The organism is Paenibacillus sp. G34, from assembly GCF_056856875.1.
Map to the genome: position 1 here is coordinate 1,824,062 of NZ_CM166469.1, position 18,406 is coordinate 1,842,467.

24 protein-coding genes are annotated in these 18,406 nt (G+C 45.6%); 23 read left to right on the forward strand and 1 reads right to left on the reverse strand.

What is annotated here, in order from left to right; genetic code table 11:
- Positions 1 to 126 precede the first annotated feature (126 nt).
- From AC1VYS_RS08230 to AC1VYS_RS08270, 9 genes are all read left to right on the forward strand, one after another.
- Positions 127 to 804, forward strand: coding sequence for a response regulator transcription factor (locus tag AC1VYS_RS08230; RefSeq protein ID WP_482913815.1), 678 nt, complete (start codon positions 127 to 129; stop codon positions 802 to 804).
- Positions 801 to 2,189: a sensor histidine kinase gene (locus AC1VYS_RS08235; protein ID WP_482913816.1), complete on the forward strand. Its 1,389-nt coding sequence runs from the start codon at positions 801 to 803 to the stop codon at positions 2,187 to 2,189. The genes AC1VYS_RS08230 and AC1VYS_RS08235 overlap by 4 nt, the downstream gene beginning before the upstream one ends.
- 67 nt (positions 2,190 to 2,256) lie before the next feature.
- The gene (locus AC1VYS_RS08240) at positions 2,257 to 3,531 is read left to right on the forward strand and encodes an ABC transporter permease (RefSeq protein WP_482934500.1); all 1,275 of its coding nucleotides are present in this window, start codon (positions 2,257 to 2,259) and stop codon (positions 3,529 to 3,531) included.
- Positions 3,528 to 4,205, forward strand: coding sequence for an ABC transporter ATP-binding protein (locus AC1VYS_RS08245; protein ID WP_482913818.1), 678 nt, complete (start codon positions 3,528 to 3,530; stop codon positions 4,203 to 4,205). The genes AC1VYS_RS08240 and AC1VYS_RS08245 overlap by 4 nt, the downstream gene beginning before the upstream one ends.
- Positions 4,206 to 4,421: 216 nt before the next feature.
- The gene (locus AC1VYS_RS08250; RefSeq protein ID WP_482913819.1) at positions 4,422 to 4,967 is read left to right on the forward strand and encodes an NUDIX hydrolase; all 546 of its coding nucleotides are present in this window, start codon (positions 4,422 to 4,424) and stop codon (positions 4,965 to 4,967) included.
- A gap of 156 nt (positions 4,968 to 5,123) precedes the next feature.
- Complete coding sequence (locus AC1VYS_RS08255) at positions 5,124 to 5,630, forward strand: DUF4275 family protein (RefSeq protein ID WP_482913820.1); 507 nt, start codon at positions 5,124 to 5,126, stop codon at positions 5,628 to 5,630.
- 14 nt (positions 5,631 to 5,644) lie between these two features.
- The gene (locus AC1VYS_RS08260) at positions 5,645 to 6,259 is read left to right on the forward strand and encodes a DUF4304 domain-containing protein (RefSeq protein ID WP_482913821.1); all 615 of its coding nucleotides are present in this window, start codon (positions 5,645 to 5,647) and stop codon (positions 6,257 to 6,259) included.
- Between the two features lie 116 nt (positions 6,260 to 6,375).
- Positions 6,376 to 7,200 carry a hypothetical protein gene (locus tag AC1VYS_RS08265; RefSeq protein ID WP_482913822.1) on the forward strand — a complete coding sequence of 275 codons (825 nt, stop codon included), beginning with the start codon at positions 6,376 to 6,378 and terminating at the stop codon, positions 7,198 to 7,200.
- A complete protein-coding gene (locus tag AC1VYS_RS08270; RefSeq protein ID WP_482913823.1) occupies positions 7,187 to 7,480 on the forward strand; it encodes an RNA polymerase alpha subunit C-terminal domain-containing protein in 294 nt (97 codons plus the stop codon). Before AC1VYS_RS08265 ends, AC1VYS_RS08270 begins: the two co-directional genes overlap by 14 nt.
- Before the next feature lie 49 nt (positions 7,481 to 7,529).
- Here the strand turns inward: AC1VYS_RS08270 and AC1VYS_RS08275 are convergent, their stop codons facing one another.
- Positions 7,530 to 8,474 carry a hypothetical protein gene (locus tag AC1VYS_RS08275; protein WP_482913824.1) on the reverse strand — a complete coding sequence of 315 codons (945 nt, stop codon included), beginning with the start codon at positions 8,472 to 8,474 and terminating at the stop codon, positions 7,530 to 7,532.
- Between the two features lie 310 nt (positions 8,475 to 8,784).
- On the opposite strand from AC1VYS_RS08275, the gene AC1VYS_RS08280 reads away from it, so the two are divergent.
- From AC1VYS_RS08280 to AC1VYS_RS08345, 14 genes are all read left to right on the forward strand, one after another.
- Positions 8,785 to 9,294, forward strand: coding sequence for a DUF2569 domain-containing protein (locus AC1VYS_RS08280; protein WP_482913825.1), 510 nt, complete (start codon positions 8,785 to 8,787; stop codon positions 9,292 to 9,294).
- A 31-nt stretch (positions 9,295 to 9,325) separates the two neighbouring features.
- Positions 9,326 to 9,943, forward strand: a complete 618-nt coding sequence (locus AC1VYS_RS08285) for a histidine phosphatase family protein (protein WP_482913826.1) — start codon at positions 9,326 to 9,328, stop codon at positions 9,941 to 9,943.
- Positions 9,944 to 9,986: 43 nt separating this feature from the next.
- On the forward strand, positions 9,987 to 10,643 hold the full coding sequence (locus AC1VYS_RS08290; RefSeq protein WP_482913827.1) for a pyridoxine/pyridoxamine 5'-phosphate oxidase: 657 nt from the start codon (positions 9,987 to 9,989) through the stop codon (positions 10,641 to 10,643).
- Positions 10,644 to 10,804: 161 nt separating this feature from the next.
- Entirely contained in the window at positions 10,805 to 11,752 is a 948-nt protein-coding gene (locus tag AC1VYS_RS08295; RefSeq protein ID WP_482913828.1) for a radical SAM protein, read from the forward strand.
- A gap of 140 nt (positions 11,753 to 11,892) precedes the next feature.
- Positions 11,893 to 12,915 (forward strand): phosphodiester glycosidase family protein, encoded by a 1,023-nt coding sequence (locus AC1VYS_RS08300; protein WP_482913829.1) that lies wholly within the window; start codon positions 11,893 to 11,895, stop codon positions 12,913 to 12,915.
- 1 nt (position 12,916) lies between these two features.
- A complete protein-coding gene (locus AC1VYS_RS08305) occupies positions 12,917 to 13,930 on the forward strand; it encodes a GtrA family protein (RefSeq protein WP_482913830.1) in 1,014 nt (337 codons plus the stop codon).
- 213 nt (positions 13,931 to 14,143) lie between these two features.
- A complete protein-coding gene (locus tag AC1VYS_RS08310) occupies positions 14,144 to 14,857 on the forward strand; it encodes an AAA family ATPase (protein WP_482913831.1) in 714 nt (237 codons plus the stop codon).
- Between the two features lie 59 nt (positions 14,858 to 14,916).
- Positions 14,917 to 15,405 (forward strand): cysteine hydrolase family protein, encoded by a 489-nt coding sequence (locus tag AC1VYS_RS08315; RefSeq protein ID WP_482913832.1) that lies wholly within the window; start codon positions 14,917 to 14,919, stop codon positions 15,403 to 15,405.
- Positions 15,406 to 15,473: 68 nt separating this feature from the next.
- A complete protein-coding gene (locus AC1VYS_RS08320) occupies positions 15,474 to 15,704 on the forward strand; it encodes a hypothetical protein (RefSeq protein WP_482913833.1) in 231 nt (76 codons plus the stop codon).
- A 14-nt stretch (positions 15,705 to 15,718) separates the two neighbouring features.
- On the forward strand, positions 15,719 to 16,183 hold the full coding sequence (locus tag AC1VYS_RS08325) for an NUDIX domain-containing protein (protein ID WP_482913834.1): 465 nt from the start codon (positions 15,719 to 15,721) through the stop codon (positions 16,181 to 16,183).
- A 36-nt stretch (positions 16,184 to 16,219) separates the two neighbouring features.
- A complete protein-coding gene (locus AC1VYS_RS08330) occupies positions 16,220 to 16,750 on the forward strand; it encodes a hypothetical protein (protein ID WP_482913835.1) in 531 nt (176 codons plus the stop codon).
- A 67-nt stretch (positions 16,751 to 16,817) separates the two neighbouring features.
- Positions 16,818 to 17,360, forward strand: a complete 543-nt coding sequence (locus tag AC1VYS_RS08335) for a GNAT family N-acetyltransferase (RefSeq protein ID WP_482913836.1) — start codon at positions 16,818 to 16,820, stop codon at positions 17,358 to 17,360.
- Positions 17,361 to 17,373: 13 nt separating this feature from the next.
- Positions 17,374 to 17,826: a hypothetical protein gene (locus AC1VYS_RS08340; RefSeq protein ID WP_482913837.1), complete on the forward strand. Its 453-nt coding sequence runs from the start codon at positions 17,374 to 17,376 to the stop codon at positions 17,824 to 17,826.
- Positions 17,827 to 17,850: 24 nt separating this feature from the next.
- Positions 17,851 to 18,360, forward strand: a complete 510-nt coding sequence (locus AC1VYS_RS08345; RefSeq protein WP_482913838.1) for a hypothetical protein — start codon at positions 17,851 to 17,853, stop codon at positions 18,358 to 18,360.
- Positions 18,361 to 18,406: the final 46 nt, after the last annotated feature.

The window sequence follows — 18,406 nt, forward strand, 5'->3', positions numbered from 1 at the left end:
GAAAATATAAACATGCATCCACACAGACAGTTGTAATGTCAACTGCACCACTTAGCTGCACTGGCTAATGGCTTCGCATTTGTGCTACCATCGGGGCAGGATCACTATAGAAGGGCGGACAACGAGATGAAACATCTGCTGCTGGCAGACGATGATGCCAATATTCGTGCATTGCTGCGCCATGTCATGACCAAGGAGGGATACCGGGTATATGAAGCACAGGATGGTGTGGAGGCGGTCAAAATCATACAGGAGACACTGATCGATCTCGCGATCCTTGATGTCATGATGCCAGGCATGAACGGACTAGAGCTGTGTGATTACATTCGTCAGCATTACGACATTCCTATTATGTTGCTGACCGCACGTGATCAGCTTGCGGACAAGAAGGAAGGCTACCTACGGGGCACGGATGAATATGTGACCAAGCCGTTTGATCCTGAGGAACTGGTGTATCGAGTCAAAGCGTTATTTCGTAGATACCATCGGACTTCCAGCGATATGATTCGCATGAACCGGATCGTGATTGACCGCAACAATGTAGAGGTGAGTGACGGGCAGTCGATTTTATTTTTGCCGATGAAGGAGTTTGAACTGTTGTCCCAGCTTGCACAGTTTCCGGGGCGTTTGTTCTCCCGGGATGAGCTGATTCGGCTCGTGTGGGGCGTAGACTATGAAGGAGATGACCGAACGGTCGACGTACATATCAAGCGATTGCGTGACCGCTTTGCCGAGTATGCAGATGATTTTGTGATTCAGACGGTGCGGGGCATTGGATACAAAATCGAGGTGAAATCGCATTGAGATCATTATACGTTCGCATATTTCTCATTACGGTGGCGGTGATTATCTTCAGTAGTTTGTTCGGATTCTTTTTCTCCAACATCTATTATCACGCTAAACTCAAAGACTTTAACGATGAGAAGTTGGTCGGTATCGCCATGGAGATGAAAAAGTTTGCCGAAGAGCAGCCTGAGCCGGATACGGTAGAGCGATATCTTCACAATGCAGCGGCATTAGGATACGAAATCTATGTCACCGATGGTCAAGGCGATGATCAGTTTTACGGCCGTGAATTCCGCGAAAAGGAGTTGGACAGGCAGGCTGTTCGTCTGGTCCTGGGCGGCGATGTGTATCATGGCGTGGCCGAGTTTCCGAGCCAACCGTTTATTACCGGATTTTTTGACAACCAATTAAGCAATACGGTGGGGGTTCCGCTACAGGTGGGGGATGCTCGCTATGCTATGTTCATGCGTCCCGATGTTATTTTGCAATTTGGGGAGTTACGGATTTTCTTTGCGCTCATTGGGGCATTAACGGTGGGTATCAGTGTACTGATCTTCCTATTTAGTACGCGTTATCTGGTGAATCCGATTGAACGGCTGTCCGAAGCGACAAAACGCATTGCGCAAGGCAATTATAATCTGAAATTAAATACAGCAAGACGTGACGAGATCGGGCAGCTCGCCCAGCATTTTATGACGATGAGCCGTGAATTGGAACGGGTGGATCAGGCGCGGCAACAGTTTGTGTCGAACGTATCGCATGAAATCCAGTCACCGTTAACTTCCATTCAGGGATTTGCGCAATTGGTGGCGGATCGGGAACTACCGGAGCAAGAACGGGCGCACTATGCATCCATTATTGAAAAAGAGAGCCGGCATCTCTCGTTGCTCAGTAAACAATTGTTACTCCTGTCTTCCTTGGAACAGGGTCATGATGATATGACGCAAACCCAAACTACTTTCGCGCTGAGAGGCCAATTCCGTCAGGCGGTTCAGGTGTTGCAATGGCAATTGGAGGAGAAAGAGTTATCCCTGCGCATGTCTGTACCGGAATCCATAAAGATTACAGGCAATGAAGTGTTACTGATGCAGGTTTGGATGAACTTGCTTGGTAATGCAGTGCAGCATCTGCCGAAGGGCCGTAGCATTGAGGTTCGGGCAGAGCAGTTGGATAAAGCGTGTGTCGTGTATATTCAGGATACTGGAGATGGAATCTCAGCCGAACATCTGCCGTTTCTGTTTGACCGTTTCTACCGGGCGGATCATGCACGTGAACGTTCATCTGGTGGGACTGGCCTGGGCCTTGCGATTGTGCAGAAAATTATTCGTCTCCATCATGGTACTATCGAGGTGTCCAGTTCAGCTGAAGGTACGCTCTTTACCGTAACGCTTCCGCAGATGTAATGTGTTATTCATTTTCCGTTCATTTTCACCTCCTATACTTGGGTTATCAAGAGGGAGGTCAGAGCATATGTACTTGGCTATACGGGAAATGAGGTTTGCAAAAGGACGATACGCCTTGATTGCGACAATCATGGTGCTAGTTTCGTTTCTGGTGTTGTTTGTAACCGGACTTGCCCAGGGGCTGTCGTATGATAACGCGGCTTCGATTAAAAATATGGCAGCAACCCATTTTATACTCGAACAGGATTCGAATCATCGATTTACTCGTTCACAGGTGGGCCAGCAGGAGCTGGATGAGGCACGTGCTGTTGTTGGGCAGGATAATGTGGAACCGCTTGGGGTCCGAATGACCACGGTTAGTCCAGCGGACGATACCAAGAAGATCGATGTCCCCCTATTCATGGTGAACCCGGGAAGCTGGCTGGCGCCAACGGTTACCGAAGGTAAAGCAATCAACGATCAGTCCGCAGGGCAGGTAGTGGTCGATCAGAAACTGGCAAAATCCGGCGTCACGATCGGTACGGTTCTGGTGGATCAAGCCTCGGGAACGGAGTGGACCGTTAGTGGTTTTGTGCAAAATGAATCGTTCAGTCACGCTCCGGTGGTGTTTATGAATGAGCAGGAATGGCTTGCGCTGCAAGCTGGATCACGTACGGTGCAGGCATCTCCTACAACAGGTGGAGTAGAAGCGAAATCGGGAACAGGTACGATTGAAGCTAGTGCTGGAACAAGCATGAGCACTAAAGCGGACACGGGTGCTACTGGCAATGAAAATGCAACGAGCAATACAACGGCAATCGGTACATCGACTCCATCTGGTTCACTGAGCGCGCCAGTATACAATGCCATCGCGGTCAAAGGTACGGATGATCAAGTGAGCAAGTTGAGCGCTGCATTGCCTAAGACAGAGATCATCACCAAATCGGATGCAGTATCCGCCATTCCAGGTTACAAGGAGGAGCAGGGCTCATTATTGATGATGATTGCTTTCCTGTATGTTATCTCGGCCTTTGTGCTTGCGGTATTTTTCTACGTTATTACGATTCAGAAGACCAGTCAATTCGGCATTTTAAAAGCAATTGGAACCCGAAACGCTTATCTGGCAGGCAGTGTTTCGCTGCAAGTGCTGCTGCTGTCTGTGGGCAGTCTGATGATCAGTGTGCTGCTCGTGCGGCTGTTTGAATCCATTTTGCCTGCATCGATGCCTTTTCAATTAGGATTTTCCACCCTTGCATTAACCTGTGTGTTATTCATCCTGATGTCGATGGCGGGTTCGTTGTTCTCGGTGTGGAAGGTTACCAAAATTGATGCGCTTGATGCGATTGGGAGGACGGCAGCATGAGAAACCGGCTGGAATTACAAGGAATCACACAGACATTTGATGACGGTGGCAGCCAGCGTACCATTCTGAATCAGCTTGATTTACAGGTTGCAGAAGGGGAACTTGTCGCGGTGATGGGACCTTCGGGTTCCGGTAAAAGTACATTTCTGTCTATTGCAGGGGCACTGCTCGAACCCACGGATGGCAAGGTATTGTTAGACGGTACTTCGATTATGGGCAAAAGTAAAACAGACATCTCGGATGTAAGGCTGCGCCAGCTCGGATTTATTTTTCAAAGTGCGAATCTGATTCCGTACCTGAAGGTGGAGGAACAGTTACTAGTAGTAGCGAAGCTTGCGGGTATGGACAAAAGCAAAGCCGAGCGCCGGGCAGGTGAACTACTGGAGACGGTGGGCCTTTCTCACCGGCGCAGAGCATACACTGACAAGCTGTCCGGCGGGGAACGCCAGCGCGTTGCCATTGCGCGGGCGCTGATGAATGATCCGGCTGTGCTACTGGCGGATGAACCGACGGCCAGCCTCGATGCGGAGCGCGGGCTGGATATTGTAGGCACGATTGCTCGGCTCGTGAAGGAGCAGGGCAAGAGTGCGGTGATGGTTACGCATGATGAGCGGATTTTGCCGCTCTGTAGCCGGGTTCTTTTTTTGGAAAAGGGAAAGCTGGTGGCGCGTTAAAGGATTGTAAATGTACATTTCGGCGAAATAAGTTGATGAGAGATAAAGCTGAACGGTGAGTTTCAGTGCGATGAGAGGGTCACAGCTCCTGCCAGGAGGTGGCCTTCTTTTTGTGTTTTCGACTATAATTGGAAGGGAATGGCGTGTTCGTTGAGGTAAAGATTCAGGCTACGAATGGATGACAGTACATCATGAATTTCATTGGGAGAGGATTGGATGCGAATGAACAGCATAGATGCACAACAATTTCCGGCACTGAGCACGTCGATCCACTGGGGAATCATTGAGGCGGAGTTTAGGCTAGGCGAGCAAATAGACGAGACATTGGTGAGTAATGTGAGTATTATTCCGTTTGTCGGAGAACAGTGTGTCGTGTTTCAACTGGATAACGGACTGTGGGAACTGCCCGGAGGAACGTTGGAAGCAGGAGAGCATTACATGGACGGATTGAAACGTGAACTGATGGAAGAACTAGGTGCAGAGCTACGCTCTTATCAGGTTTTTGGACAATTCCACTGTACGTCCAGTGCAGTTGAGCCATATCGTCCGCATATTCCGCATCCGCATTTTGTCAGGGTGATTGGTTACGGAGATGTGGAGTTGGTTGGTGAGCCGCTTAATCCCGAGGATGGGGAGCAGGTGGTGGCGGTTGAGATCGTAGAGATCGAAGAAGCCGTACGGCGCTTCCGGGATCAGAATCGGCATGATATTGCCGAGATGTACGAACTGGCCTATGTGCTGCGACAAGCAGAAAAAGGCTGATGCAGACACAGAGTGTTGTTGCAGTTTTGCAATGTAGAGTGATTCCCCGTTCGGTTCTAATGAAATTGCTGCCTTAGCAGATATATGTTTCTCCGTACACGATAAGGATTTCTATAAAGTAAGTTTAAAGTATCTACATAAAGGGAGGGTTTACCCATGGTTCGAGAAGAGATTAATCGTATGCTGGATGTGTTGCCGGAAAGGCAACTCAACATGGTCTACTCACGAGTTGAAATGGTGTACCGCAAATATATGTATGAGAAAATGATTGCGGACAAGGGAGTTCAAGTGACCGAGTTGTGCGAGGAATCGGAGGGGATAGTTCAACGCTGGGATGAGGTGTTTGCCCATAACCTCGATGATGTTTTAAAAGAAGCGATCCATTACAGCCAGTACAAATGGCATATGTTTAGTTACAAACAGCAGGAGTGTTTGGAAGGAGAGGCAGCGCGAGCGGCCTTCGATGCGGAGGAGAAAATTGATTTATATGTGATGTATCAGCATTCACCATATATACAGGTCTACGAAAATGCCAGCACAGTCGCCGCAGCCGATTTTGATGAGCAGCAGGATATCTATATTTTTGACAAGGCATTCACATGGACATATGTGCATACGCATGAATCCATGTGCGGGCCGTATTTTTACAAAATCGAGGCATAGAGGAGGGATTTCTTTTGCAGGAGCTGTTTAAAGAGATCATCAAAAATGAAGTAAAACCTTTGTTTTCCCGTCACGGTTATACCAAAAAAGGTCTGAATTTTCGAAGAGTCGAGGGAGATCTTATTTACGGATTCAACATTCAGAAGTCCCAAGGCAATACGGCCAGTCACGTTCGCTTCTATGTTAACTGCATGATTCATTCCAAGGAGTTGGCGGAGTTGCAGTCTATGACATCAGGCGGTAAAACGATGGGGGAGCAGGCTCATCTGACCTGCAGGATTGAAGAGATTGTCCCATCTGCCCCAGACCGCTACTCGTTGACACCTGACACCGACCCGATCACCTTTTCAAAAGAACTACTGTCCGACCTGGAAGACGCCGTTGAATACATGAAGAACATAACCAGCGCAAGAGAGATTGTGGAATATTATATGGCGGAGACCGCACTGCATTTAAGCGAAGAAACCTTTCATTTCCTGCTGCAAAATGGGGATACGACGACTGCTCAGAAATATCTACAGCAGTTGCAGGCCAAATACGGAGCGGAAAATCGCTGGGCAATCTTTGAGAAAAAGTATGCGGCCATTTTTGCAGAGTTCGGAATGCAGTTCTTCCTTCAGGTTGAATAATAGACTGTTTCTACTCTATATAACGTTTCCTCAATGGTTGAACATAAGGTAGCATCATGGATGGCATTATAAAGTACTGCCAGGAATCCAGTGAGGTAAGGCGGGAGAAAGCCCATATGTCAACGGATAAAGAAGGATGTGCAGCAGTGAAACTATTTCTAAAATCGAACTCCATCAGACTGGAGATCGGCTATGAATTAGGCTACGGGCCGAACGCCGAAATCGCTGAACTCATCTTAGCGTTCAAGGAAGACGATGAAGAGATATTATTTAATTTCATAGAATACGACAAAACAAAAGAGCCGCATAAAGCATTTTTTTCGAAAATGAATCTAGAACATTTCCATGCGGATGTATTATGGGACCCAGATCACAAATTAGCAACAAGTGTAGTCCAAGTATTACAGCGTAAATCCTCTAGTAAAGAAGCAAATCTAACCAATGAACAATGGATAGAAGAGTTTCGCAAGCAGGAACTAGACGACATGGAAGTTAGCTTGCTAAATGAAATTCAAGAGTTGTTATATGAGATGTGTACGAAGTATGAATTGACAGAGTATCCTGAAACCGTACAGAACTTCATTCATCCAAGAGTGAGGTATCAAAATAAGTTGTGGCTGAAGCATGTTGATATACCTCAGCATTTGAAAAATGTTATATGGTATGCATTAGAGACAAAAAAAGAGATCATTAATGCTCTAGAATTAACGGATTTCTGGTTTAGTTGTGCTATCGTTAGTAAAGGCACTGTGCCCGAGCAGTTCAATAGTTATCTGTCCTATACAGAAGAACATGGTTTGGAACCGGAAGATCCGGATGGCATGGTGCTATATATCCAGATTAGGAATAAAGAAAGGTTTTTGGAGAAAACGCTCCCCAGATTAAAACAGTTCATGGATATAGAGGTTACAGAGGAGGAAAGTCCAAATGACAACCAATAAAGGAACACGGCGAACATGTGAGAAGGGCCATACTTTTGTTAAAAAAAGTGATTGTTCGACTTGCCCCAAGTGTGAGGCGGAAAGGAAACCGACAGCGGGATTTATGAGTCTACTGTCTGCTCCAGTAAGACGTGCACTTGAAGCAGAAGGAATAACGACTTTACCGAAACTTGCCGAGTATACGGAGAAGGAGATTCTAAAGCTACATGGGATCGGGCCTTCATCTATGCCCATATTGCGTAAATCGCTGGAGGAAGAGGGATTGTCTTTTAAAGTATGACCTTAAGCTTTTTTCTAATCGTTTTCCTCATTCCTCAGCTGATTGGAAGCTACCCTATAACAGATAATAGTTCTTCCATCTTTACTTGATACAGCAAGTTCCCCTCACTCAGTAGCAGGCGATCCTGACGAAAATCCTGTCGTGCCTGTTGAAAAGGTCGCTTTTTTTCGTTCAGCAATTGGAACTTCGTTCCCTTGGTAAGGCTACCAGGCTTCTGCATTTTCTTGAATATAAATGTTCCATGCTTCCCGTACCCGCCATCAAACAGGAAGTGATATCCATCCGTACAGAAACCGGAGGAACCTGATATATTTGGATTCAGGAAGTTCACTCGAGTAGACTCCGGTTGGACTCCTCCCGAAATACAGCCAAGTGTAAATTCAGTATAGTAGTAGAACCAGACTTCTTCTTCGTTCACCACATTAAGTGCATAACAGTCGGCAATGTCGGCACTGTTATTTTTATAGAGTACATTCCCGTATGCGTCCCAGGCTAGCAATCCAGTCTCTCCAACAGGCTGATCCCAGCCATAGTTACCAAAAATACCTTCATCGAAGTAACTGGTCCAGATCGTTCCACGCTCCGTCACCTGTACACTCTGAATCCCATCTCCTAGCAAAAATTCACGAATCGTTGTGCCTTCCATATCACATACTTTGGCATTCAGATCATATTGATTGTTTCCGTAATAGGTACAGCGCGCACCAACGAGCAGCAGATGTTCTTGTAAGGGCTGTACGTAATGATAGTAATATTGTTGTCCCCCGATGACGACTTCCTGGATATATTGATCCGATACGATCAGCACTTTATACGTGTAGGGCTCCTTTAATTTGGTTTGCACAAACATACCTTGTTTTCGTTCAGGGATTTGATTAATAAGTAGTATATATGCAAGGCCATCATGTCCCCACTGTACGGAGACGATATCGAAACCCTCGGTATAACTGGAAATATCGGCAAAAGGCAGTAACGTTAATTTTGGTTCAGGCATAGCTAAAACCTCCTTCATTATTATAAACAATCCTAAGCAGCATCGCAGGCTGCTGTTGTTATGTTGAATTATGACATGCGCAGACTGGACGGAACATGGTGAAAGTATAACGATTCCGAAAAAGGAAGCTGAGAAAATCATGGGTATGCCTCTTTTCTCTCCTGTAGTACAATAAGGAAGCTGTGTCAATTTTTATAGGGAGGGATAGATCGCTTTCGAGCGAGAAATAGGAAGGAAATCTATAGCGTATTTATACATATGGAATCGAATTGCAGCGGTTATAACAACATGAGAGAAGGAAGTGTTAGAAATGCAGCAAGAACCATTACAAGAATCCATGAGAGAACACCGCCCACTTGGTGTGTCTGGGCTCGGAGGCTGGCTGATCCTTATCCAGATTGGGCTGTGGTTCACAGTAATTATGCTCCTGGTACAGATCAACCAATCTACGTTAACCATATTAAACAAAGAGACATGGGAGGTTCTAACTGCTAAGGACTCAGGCTTGTACCATCCGTTTTGGGCTCCGGTAATTATTTTTGAAACTGTTTTCAACCTCTTGTTTCTGGTATTTACAGTGTACGTCATTGTTGCTTTCTATCGGAAAAAAGCAATCCTTCCACGTCTGATGATTATTTTTTACAGTCTAAGCCTCGCAGTTGGAGTTGTAGATTATCTGCTGCTCTATCAAATTCCGATAGCAAGAGAACTCGAAGATGGAAGCTCAATTCGGGACATTGCACGTTCTGTCATTGCTTGTGCAATTTGGATTCCGTATTTTAGGAAGTCTGAACGTGTGCAGAACACATTTGTTCGTTAAATGATGAGACAGTGAGAGGTGACAGAAGGCAATGAAGATTTTTCTGGTTCGACATGGTGCGGATGAAGAAGGTTATCGGGGCGGTTGGAGCCAAAGGGGACTTACTGAAGCAGGTGTTATTCAGTCCAGAGCATTAGGAATGTATCTGTATGAACATGCAGAGCAGTATGATATTCAAACGGTGATAAGCAGTGATCTCCCTCGTGCTGTGCAAACAAGCGCCGCGATTGAAGAGTCATTGGGTATCCAAGGCCTCTATACAGCCGACTGGCGTGAGATGAACAATGGTGAATTGGCGGGTATGCTCCATGCGGAAGCGGATGAAAAGTATCCTGGAGTGTATTTTAATACGCTCAAGATGGATACTGCTTTTGCGGGCGGAGAAACTCCGAGTCATTTTTATACTAGAATTAGAAACATGTTCGAGAACCTATGTATGCAAATTGAGGCGAAGCAGATGAAATCCAATGTTCTCCTCGTCACCCACGGAGGGGTAATCAATATTCTGTATTATGTGCTTGCTAACAAGGAATGGAGCAATACGTCCAGTTTTTATCCGATCGACAACACGAGTATTCATACAATTGAGAAAACAAAGGATGGCTGGAGTATAGTAGACACAAATACAATTTATCATTTGAAATCGTAAACAGCTAAATTCTAGACAATACGATAAGGAAGGAGACAGGCAGATGAGCAGTAAAGCAGAAGATCTGTTGTGTCAATTAACATCTTTATCTGGACCATTCCCCATTTGGAATATGGAACAACTACCGGATCAGCCGGGAGAGTTATTTCTGGAATGGTTAAGACTGGCTATCGAAAATAATGTAAAAGAGCCCCATGCCATGACGCTCTCTACCGTAGATCAACATGGTTATCCGGATGCGAGGGTGTTAATTTTGAAAAACATGATTCAGGATACCTTCTATTTTGCATCCAGCTTGGACAGTCGAAAAGGCAAGCAGCTGAAGGATAATCCACGGGTGGCACTTACCTTCTACTGGCCTTCATTAGGAAGACAGATTCGAATCAGGGGAATTGCTCAAGATGAAGGAGACGGAGCAGGGGCAGAGGACTTCCGGAAACGTAATCCTGGAGCCAAAGCAGTAGCCATGACGGAGCGCCAAAGTCAGCTATTGGATAGTGAGGAAGAGTTGAATGATTCCATTGAAATTCAGAAGATACGGCTTCAGGAGAACCCTAATTTCGCTGCGACTCATTGGCGGTTATATGCTGTACATGCACAGGAGGTAGAGTTTTGGCAGGGGGATACTGATCGGAAACATATACGCGTTCAATATAATTGGCAGGAAGGACATTGGCAAAGGAATAGGCTGTGGCCTTGATTTTACAGGCTCATAGAGGCAACATATAAGAATGATTTCTTAGGCCTAACCCTTCCTGAACGTATATAATGTCATAGCCCCTGCGGAATATCTTCCACTATAATTTTCAGGTTATCAGGACGTGGATTTGAAATGCTGAAAGATAAGTAGGGGGAAGGGTTATGACAATCAAAAACAAATACAAAGCACTTGAACTGGAGACTTCCGGCGTATACGAGCTGGAGGGATTAGAGGTAGGAGTGACTTCGAATTGCAATTATAAATGCGACTACTGCTGCGCCTATAATCGAGACGATGGCGAGTGTATTAGCAGTACAGAGGTTATCCACATTATTCGTGATCTTCCGCACCTCAAGCGGGTTCGCCTGTCCGGCGGCGAGGTGACGCTGAAATACCAGGATTGTCTGGACATTGTAACGTACTGTGCTGCGCATAGTATCGATACACAACTGAACACCAATGCCAGTCTGTTGACAGAGGACAGAATCATGGCGTTACGGGATGCTGGCTTGTCCAACATTCATATTTCTTTCAATTACACTGATGCGGAGTCCTACGCTACCTACTACCGTGTGCATCCAAGCATGTACGAGAGATTAGAGCGTAATATCCGTCTGTGTACGGAGCTGGGTTTGGAAACCGTACTGGAAACGTTGCTGTTCAAAGGCAATCAGGACCAGATGCTGGCGATTAGCGATAAAGTTTATGATCTGGGTGTGCGTATTCATGAGATTCAGAACAGCATCAAGATGCCACACACCGACTGGAGCCAGATTGTCTCCAAAGAGTCGTTGGTTCAATCCGTCAAGGCGTTAATCGAACATAAAAAGCCGGATACAACGCTCTATTTTACATGTATGGATCGGTTTGCCGAACAATTGAATCTGCGTGAACAGCCAGGTGTGTATTTTTCGAACTGTGTGGATGGTACCAAACAATTACACTTGCATGGTAACGGGGACATTCTGATTTGTGAGCTGTGTCATCCGGTCGTGATTGGAAACATTTATAGTGGTACATCGTTGAAGGATATTTATACGCAGCAGCCCGCTGCACTAACGGATTTTCTCAAAAACCGGCCTTGTCCGGCGTATGATGCATTGTTTTAATAGATATACCTAACTTCAACTTTGAGGTCTTCTACTTTCCTTTAATGGAAACGGGAGGCCTTTTTCGTTTCAGATTCATTTAAGTTACCGGTCCTAATATGACATTAGAACGTAAATGAATCTGGAGAGGTGAATGTTACATGAGCAAACTCTTTGAAAAACACAATCGGAAAGACCAACATAGCATTTCTGTTTCCCGAAAAAAACGCAGGTGGCTTACCTTTACCCTTGTGGCTGTCATTGTTATAGGTAGCATTCTGTACAGCCTGGCTGACCGATATTTGATTCGGCATGTACAGATAGTTGTGGCTGATGATAACGCGGCAGTTACTCGTTCAAGTGTGGATGCTGCATCTGATGGCGTTTCGGCTACCAATTCTACAACGACTGAAACGGGTGTACATGCAACGTCAGATGACTGGAGTTACAGCAGTGATGATCTAAAGATACAGATTCAGAAGGTGCAGACAGGCTCCAGCTCGGATCAGATTACCTATTATGTAGCTGATGTACAGGCGAAGGACGCGAGCAGTTTGCGAACTGCGCTGGCGGACAATAGTTTTGGCACCAATATCACGGAGGACACATCGGAGATTGCCGAAGCAAACAACGCGATCTTTGCGATAAACGGAGACTACTACGGATTCCGTGATGATGGTGTCATTATCCGTAATGGTGTGTTGTATCGTGATAGCCCGACGAGGGATGCGTTAGCCCTGTTTAATGACGGGACAATCCGAACGTACAACGAAAATGATATTTCTTCTACTGAACTCCTGGCAGAAGGAGTAACGAACACATTATCCTTTGGGCCGATTCTAGTACAGAATGGTGAAATTACAAGTGATTTCAGTCGCGTGAAAATCGACAATAACTTTGGCAATCGCTCCATTCAGGATGCGAATCCACGAACAGCGATCGGGATGATCGCTCCAAACCACTATGTGTTCGTTGTGGTCGATGGGAGACAGGATGACAGCCGGGGGATGACGCTGGCTGAACTTGCCCAGACGATGAAAGACCTGGGCACAACCGAGGCATATAACCTGGACGGCGGTGGTTCATCCACTATGTATTTTATGGGCAGGGTCGTGAACACTCCTTTGGGACGTAATCAGGAGCGTGGCGTAAGTGACATTCTGTATCTGACGGAGGCACAATAATATGACGATCCTTATTCCATCCTATGAACCGGACGTTCGTTTATTGAATCTGGTTATGCAGTTGCAGACATTTAAGCTTGGGCCTATTGTGATCGTGGATGATGGCAGCGGGGCTGAATACCGTGGAATTTTCGAGACAGCTGAGGCGTACGGTTGTACAGTGCTGACACATGAGGTCAATCGGGGCAAAGGCCGGGCGCTGAAGACCGGCTTCCAATATATTAGAGAGCATGGACCGCAAGGCGGAGTCGTATGCGCAGATAGTGACGGGCAACATCTGCCGCATGATATTCGCAGCATCTTTGAGACACTGCTTGCTCAGACAAGCCCCGGCATTGTATTAGGAAGTCGTCGCTTTACAGGTAAGGTGCCTGTCCGAAGTCGTTTCGGTAACCGTGTTACCCGTACTGTATTTTCGCTGACAACAGGCAGTAAGGTATATGATACACAGACGGGACTTCGTGGTTTTCCATATGCCATGCTGGACTGGCTGTGCCTAATTCCCGGAGAACGGTTTGAGTATGAGATGAACATGCTGCTAACCGCACATAAGGAAGGTTATGAAATTACAGAAGAATTCATTGATACGGTTTATCTGGACCACAATGCGTCATCCCATTTCCGTCCTTTGGCAGACTCGGTTCGCATATACATGCCGATTCTGATGTTCAGTACGTCTTCTGTCCTATCTGCTCTGATTGATTTTGGATTATTATTTATCATGCAGTATCTCACACACCATCTATTCTTGTCCGTCGTAACAGCAAGGCTATGTAGCTCCATGTTCAACTACACCATGAATCGCAAATATGTATTTTCCGTAGGTAGGGGCTCCAAGATCGGGCAGTCGTTACCGAAATATTTCTCGCTTGTGGTGCTTGTGCTACTACTAAACTACGGTTTGTTATATTTGTATAATGAACAACTGATCATTCCGCTATTGGCAGCTAAAATTCTGACGGAAATTTCAATTTTTGTGTTCAGCTACTGGGCACAGCGAAGATTTGTATTTTAATTAGCCTAAGGATCAGGATCGTGTGCATCTGTTTTAGTTCTTAAATACGGTGCTTTGTCGAGAACAAGTGTGTACAGCTACATGGAAAAGGAACATAAAGAGTGAGCGAGCGGGCTCGCTCTTTTTCAATTGATGCGGTTTCCAAAATATTGGATTATAGGGTACGATGGACATAGGGGTTAACGTGAATGAACCTATGGCAGGAGGTAGATCATGTATCTTCGAAGTGTTGAATTAATGTCAGACAAGATTGAGCAACCTGGGGAATATCCCTTCAGTATCCCGTCGATTCATTCCATGGGGCGACTGGCGTTTAGCAATAACGTTACGTTTTTTGTTGGTGAAAATGGATCTGGAAAATCAACATTGCTTGAAGGCATCGCTCATCAATGTGAATTTAATACCGCCGGAGGCGGACGAAATAATGTGTTTGAAACACATGCATCAGAGTCCTCGTTAGGGGACTATCTAAGACTGGCCTGGTTGCCTAAAATGGCAAACGGTTTCTTCTTGCGATCGGAATCGTTCTATCAATTTGCATCACATGTCGATCAGATGCCGGAATCGCTTCGATATTATGGAGGGCGTTCGTTGCATAAGCAATCGCACGGGGAGTCTTTTCTTAACTTGTTCATCAACCGCTTCAGTTCCAAGGGGATTTATCTGCTTGACGAGCCAGAGGCTGCTTTGTCTCCAGCCCGGCAGCTCTCGTTGCTGAGGATTATTCATGACTTGTCGAGTACTTCGCAATTTATCATTGCGACACATTCGCCCATTCTGCTCGGGTATCCGGGGGCCAATATTTTAAGTTTTGACGACGGACATATTCACGAAATTAGGTATGAGGATACAGATCATTATCAGATCACTCGCAGCTTTCTGGAGAATCGGGATCGAATGCTGCATGAATTGTTTAGGGATGATTAACTGGATAACGACAGGCAGAACTACGAATTAAACGATTGGATATTAGAAGGAGAGATTGGATGAAAACAGGATTGTTAATTGTGGATATGCAAGAGAGCATTGTGCGTCAAAAGATGGATCAGAAGGCCATAGACCATGCCTGCGAATATATTAATCATGTCGCGAACGTGCTTCGCTCCAATGACCATGTGGTCGTCCATGTTCAAGATGTGGAAGGCATGGAGGGAGCAGAACCTGAGCAGTATCAGGTTATTCCCGAGATTGATGTGGATGGGGAAGATATTACGATCACCAAAGAGAGTTCTAATGCATTCTGGCAAACCGATCTCGAGCAGACACTTAAAGATCTGGGCGTTGAACTGCTCATCGTGTCCGGATTTGCCGCAGAGGAGTGTGTCCTGTTCACATACAATGGTGCCATGGAGCGTGGATTCAGACCCGTGATGTTACAGAACGGCATTCTTAGCACACATCCCGAGGCCATATCCTCCACATACAGGGATCGCAATGTGATCTCGTACCCGGTGGTCGATTACTTGATCGGATAACGAATGTTATAAACGGAGTTTACTGTTCATCAAAATGCTAATTTTATTCTCAAAGGGGGAAAAGCAGGATGGATGGATACTACATTGCTTTATTGATCGTACTTTCTTGCACGGGGCTGATCTGGACGGCCAAAGGCATTAGTAAAAAGCTACGTCTGATGGTGTTTTTCGGAGTCATTCTGATGCTGGCACCTATACTCATTATTATGGGCTGGATGGCTTGGTTACCGCTTATAAGTTCCGTTGCGCTTGTTGTTTCTTTGTTTGTGCGGAAAGACATGAAGAAGACAGAACTTTGAAAGAGGGGAAAGCGATGACTAGACGCATTATCGTAACAGGCGGCGCTATTATTCGAGACCATGCGGGGAGAATTTTGCTTCAACAAAGATCGGATTATGGAAATTGGGGATTACCTGGGGGCGGTATGGAGGCCGGTGAGCAGATCGAAGAGACGATGATCAGGGAAGTGAAAGAGGAAACGGGCTTGGAGGTGATTTCTTACGAATTGGCCGCGATATACACGGGTGAAAGAATGAACTATACATATCCTGACGGAAATGAAGTCGTATTTGTCATGTTTCTGTTTAATGTTACTGCAGAGTTGGCTGGCCGCATGGCCGCGGATCATAGAACGCTTTTGTTTGAAGATGAACAAAGAGAATCGCTTCAGCTTGTGTTTCATCAGCTGGATGAGATCGATTTGTCAGTCATCAACAAGGTTCAGCAGCCTGTATTTATCGACCTGATGCAAGGTGAAGCCACGCTGCTTCGTCATTGAAATCATAACATTTTTTGGATAAAAGGAGGGCTTAAATTGCCTTGGCCAATGGTTCATTTTGCAGTTGCAGCCGAAATCAGTTCGCATCCATCTCCGTCTCTATTGCTGGGGAGTTTAGCACCGGATTCCATTCATGTGAGAACGAACATACGAAGTGAAAAGGCAAAAACTCACCTGATGGCTGTTGAACATGAATTTCCTACAGATGTTGATTTTCAGCAGGTGATTGAATCTAACAGACAACGCATGAAGCAAGACCCTCAATTTTCACAATATCTATGCGGTTACATCGCCCATATATACACTGATCGAGAGTGGACTTATCATATTTATCCACCATACGAAGCTGACCCGAATGGACGAAGTGTGTACACCCATGATGTGAAAAAGCTGGAGTTCAGAATTCTGCGAGAATATGTCGGTGCTCCGGCATGGTTAGATCAACTGAATACAGCAAAGGCATATGAGTTTGGTGGCCTGACAGTACAGGAGGTGCACGAGTATAGGGGAGAAAAGCTAGATTTTTCAGGAATCGGGACAACGAGCCTGAGGATGATTTACATATAGTAACGATGGACTCTATATCGTCTTTTATCCAGAAGACTGCTTCGGATTTGAGTACGATGTTCAAAGAATGGGACGTATACGAGCATTTGGAAACGTAGCAAGACAGACAGGAAGTGGGCGAAACAGGATGGGGCAAGTTATTCGTTTGGTGCATTATGAAGAACAATATCATCAGGATTTAACCCGGTTTACGCTGAAAAATGAACAAGTTCACTTCACGGCATTGCCTGCCGAGGTGATCGAAGAGGCTATGATCAATCCGGACAAAGATCCGGTTGTTATTTTACAGCAGGCTGTGCCTGTAGGGTTCTTTGTTTTACATAAAGGGTCAGAATACGTGGAGCCTGCGGAATCGGATCACAAAATACTCATTCGTGCGCTGTCGATCTCGGAGCAATATCAAGGGAAAGGTTATGCACTGGATGCCATGAAGCAACTGCCTGATTGGGTACGTGAGTTTCATCCAGAGATTGACGAAATCATTCTCGCTGTGAATGAGGCAAACAAGGCTGCATATCAGTTGTATGTAAAATCTGGTTTTCTTGACCTTGGATTGACCCGAATGGGCAACCACGGTATTCAGCATATATTGCACTACAGTATGAGGTAGGGAGGCAACATAGATGGACATCAAGATGAAGCTCGAACCACATGGCTGGCTGGATATAGAGATTGAATCTCAACCACAGGCAATAATCGAAATTCCAGTTTCCTGGTTGTCGGATGCCTTGGGGGATATGGCTAGGCAACTCATTGCCCTACATAGAGGTGCGGAAGAAGTTGTCATGGTGATGCAGACGGAGCCAGGGGAATACCGTTTTAAAATCAAGAAAATCGCTCAGGCACGGGTACGGTTTATGGTGTACGAGATGCATGACAATTTTAGCTCACAGGTGGTCACAGAAGGGACTTTGTTGATATCAGAGGAATTAACTTTAGTTAAGCTAACGAAATTATTTTACCGGGAATTCAGTAAGTTGAAGGACTTAGGTTTAGAGGAATATAAGACTCGATGGAGTTATGAGTTCCCTATGGATGCTTATGAGCGAATTGGCCGAGTTGTTCAAATCAAGTAAAGAGTGAGTAGAGAGGAGTAAATAATGAAGGCTGAGATCAGAAAAGAAGATTTAAATTCCCAAAAACTAAGCTGGCTGTGTATTGAACCGATGCTGCTCTCCGTCCGCGGACAGAGTATGGAAGCCAAAAAAGAGGTATACATGCGGCTAAACGAAGGGCAACAAGCATTATACCTGTTTTACTCATATCACAATCACACCACAAGTCTGGCTGAGTTTTATTGGTTCTCAGCGTATAATATGATTGATCTGCGTAGCTGGAGCGGGATCAGGAAAGGCATGCAATTTTTTGATTTGAATGAGATGATTGATGTACTGGACGAGATTGAAGCTCTTATAACGGATGCAAAAAAATCCGGAGAAACATGGCACGAAGTATCGCCAACCGATTTGGAACATGACCCTCAGTTGCTTCAGCAGACGGAGCGTTTATACGCAGCATATCGGCAGGCTTCACAGCAAGCGATCACAACGATGAACGAGTGGGTACGGCAGCATCAGGACTTGGTTTTAGAGGTTAAGGCAGAGGCATAGAAAAACGAGCAAAAGATCGTAAAACTACTCTGAAGAGTAGTTTTTT

What these genes read in the sequence shown, in the direction of transcription:
- AC1VYS_RS08230 (WP_482913815.1), top strand. Translation starts at nt 127, where the DNA reads ATGAAACATCTGCTGCTGGCAGACGATGATGCCAATATTCGTGCATTG.
- AC1VYS_RS08240 (WP_482934500.1), top strand. Translation starts at nt 2,257, where the DNA reads ATGTACTTGGCTATACGGGAAATGAGGTTTGCAAAAGGACGATACGCC.
- AC1VYS_RS08245 (WP_482913818.1), top strand. Translation starts at nt 3,528, where the DNA reads ATGAGAAACCGGCTGGAATTACAAGGAATCACACAGACATTTGATGAC.
- AC1VYS_RS08250 (WP_482913819.1), top strand. Translation starts at nt 4,422, where the DNA reads ATGCGAATGAACAGCATAGATGCACAACAATTTCCGGCACTGAGCACG.
- AC1VYS_RS08255 (WP_482913820.1), top strand. Translation starts at nt 5,124, where the DNA reads ATGGTTCGAGAAGAGATTAATCGTATGCTGGATGTGTTGCCGGAAAGG.
- AC1VYS_RS08265 (WP_482913822.1), top strand. Translation starts at nt 6,376, where the DNA reads ATGTCAACGGATAAAGAAGGATGTGCAGCAGTGAAACTATTTCTAAAA.
- AC1VYS_RS08270 (WP_482913823.1), top strand. Translation starts at nt 7,187, where the DNA reads ATGACAACCAATAAAGGAACACGGCGAACATGTGAGAAGGGCCATACT.
- AC1VYS_RS08275 (WP_482913824.1), bottom strand. Translation starts at nt 8,474, where the DNA reads ATGCCTGAACCAAAATTAACGTTACTGCCTTTTGCCGATATTTCCAGT.
- AC1VYS_RS08280 (WP_482913825.1), top strand. Translation starts at nt 8,785, where the DNA reads ATGCAGCAAGAACCATTACAAGAATCCATGAGAGAACACCGCCCACTT.
- AC1VYS_RS08285 (WP_482913826.1), top strand. Translation starts at nt 9,326, where the DNA reads ATGAAGATTTTTCTGGTTCGACATGGTGCGGATGAAGAAGGTTATCGG.
- AC1VYS_RS08290 (WP_482913827.1), top strand. Translation starts at nt 9,987, where the DNA reads ATGAGCAGTAAAGCAGAAGATCTGTTGTGTCAATTAACATCTTTATCT.
- AC1VYS_RS08295 (WP_482913828.1), top strand. Translation starts at nt 10,805, where the DNA reads ATGACAATCAAAAACAAATACAAAGCACTTGAACTGGAGACTTCCGGC.
- AC1VYS_RS08300 (WP_482913829.1), top strand. Translation starts at nt 11,893, where the DNA reads ATGAGCAAACTCTTTGAAAAACACAATCGGAAAGACCAACATAGCATT.
- AC1VYS_RS08305 (WP_482913830.1), top strand. Translation starts at nt 12,917, where the DNA reads ATGACGATCCTTATTCCATCCTATGAACCGGACGTTCGTTTATTGAAT.
- AC1VYS_RS08310 (WP_482913831.1), top strand. Translation starts at nt 14,144, where the DNA reads ATGTATCTTCGAAGTGTTGAATTAATGTCAGACAAGATTGAGCAACCT.
- AC1VYS_RS08315 (WP_482913832.1), top strand. Translation starts at nt 14,917, where the DNA reads ATGAAAACAGGATTGTTAATTGTGGATATGCAAGAGAGCATTGTGCGT.
- AC1VYS_RS08320 (WP_482913833.1), top strand. Translation starts at nt 15,474, where the DNA reads ATGGATGGATACTACATTGCTTTATTGATCGTACTTTCTTGCACGGGG.
- AC1VYS_RS08325 (WP_482913834.1), top strand. Translation starts at nt 15,719, where the DNA reads ATGACTAGACGCATTATCGTAACAGGCGGCGCTATTATTCGAGACCAT.
- AC1VYS_RS08335 (WP_482913836.1), top strand. Translation starts at nt 16,818, where the DNA reads ATGGGACGTATACGAGCATTTGGAAACGTAGCAAGACAGACAGGAAGT.
- AC1VYS_RS08340 (WP_482913837.1), top strand. Translation starts at nt 17,374, where the DNA reads ATGGACATCAAGATGAAGCTCGAACCACATGGCTGGCTGGATATAGAG.
- AC1VYS_RS08345 (WP_482913838.1), top strand. Translation starts at nt 17,851, where the DNA reads ATGAAGGCTGAGATCAGAAAAGAAGATTTAAATTCCCAAAAACTAAGC.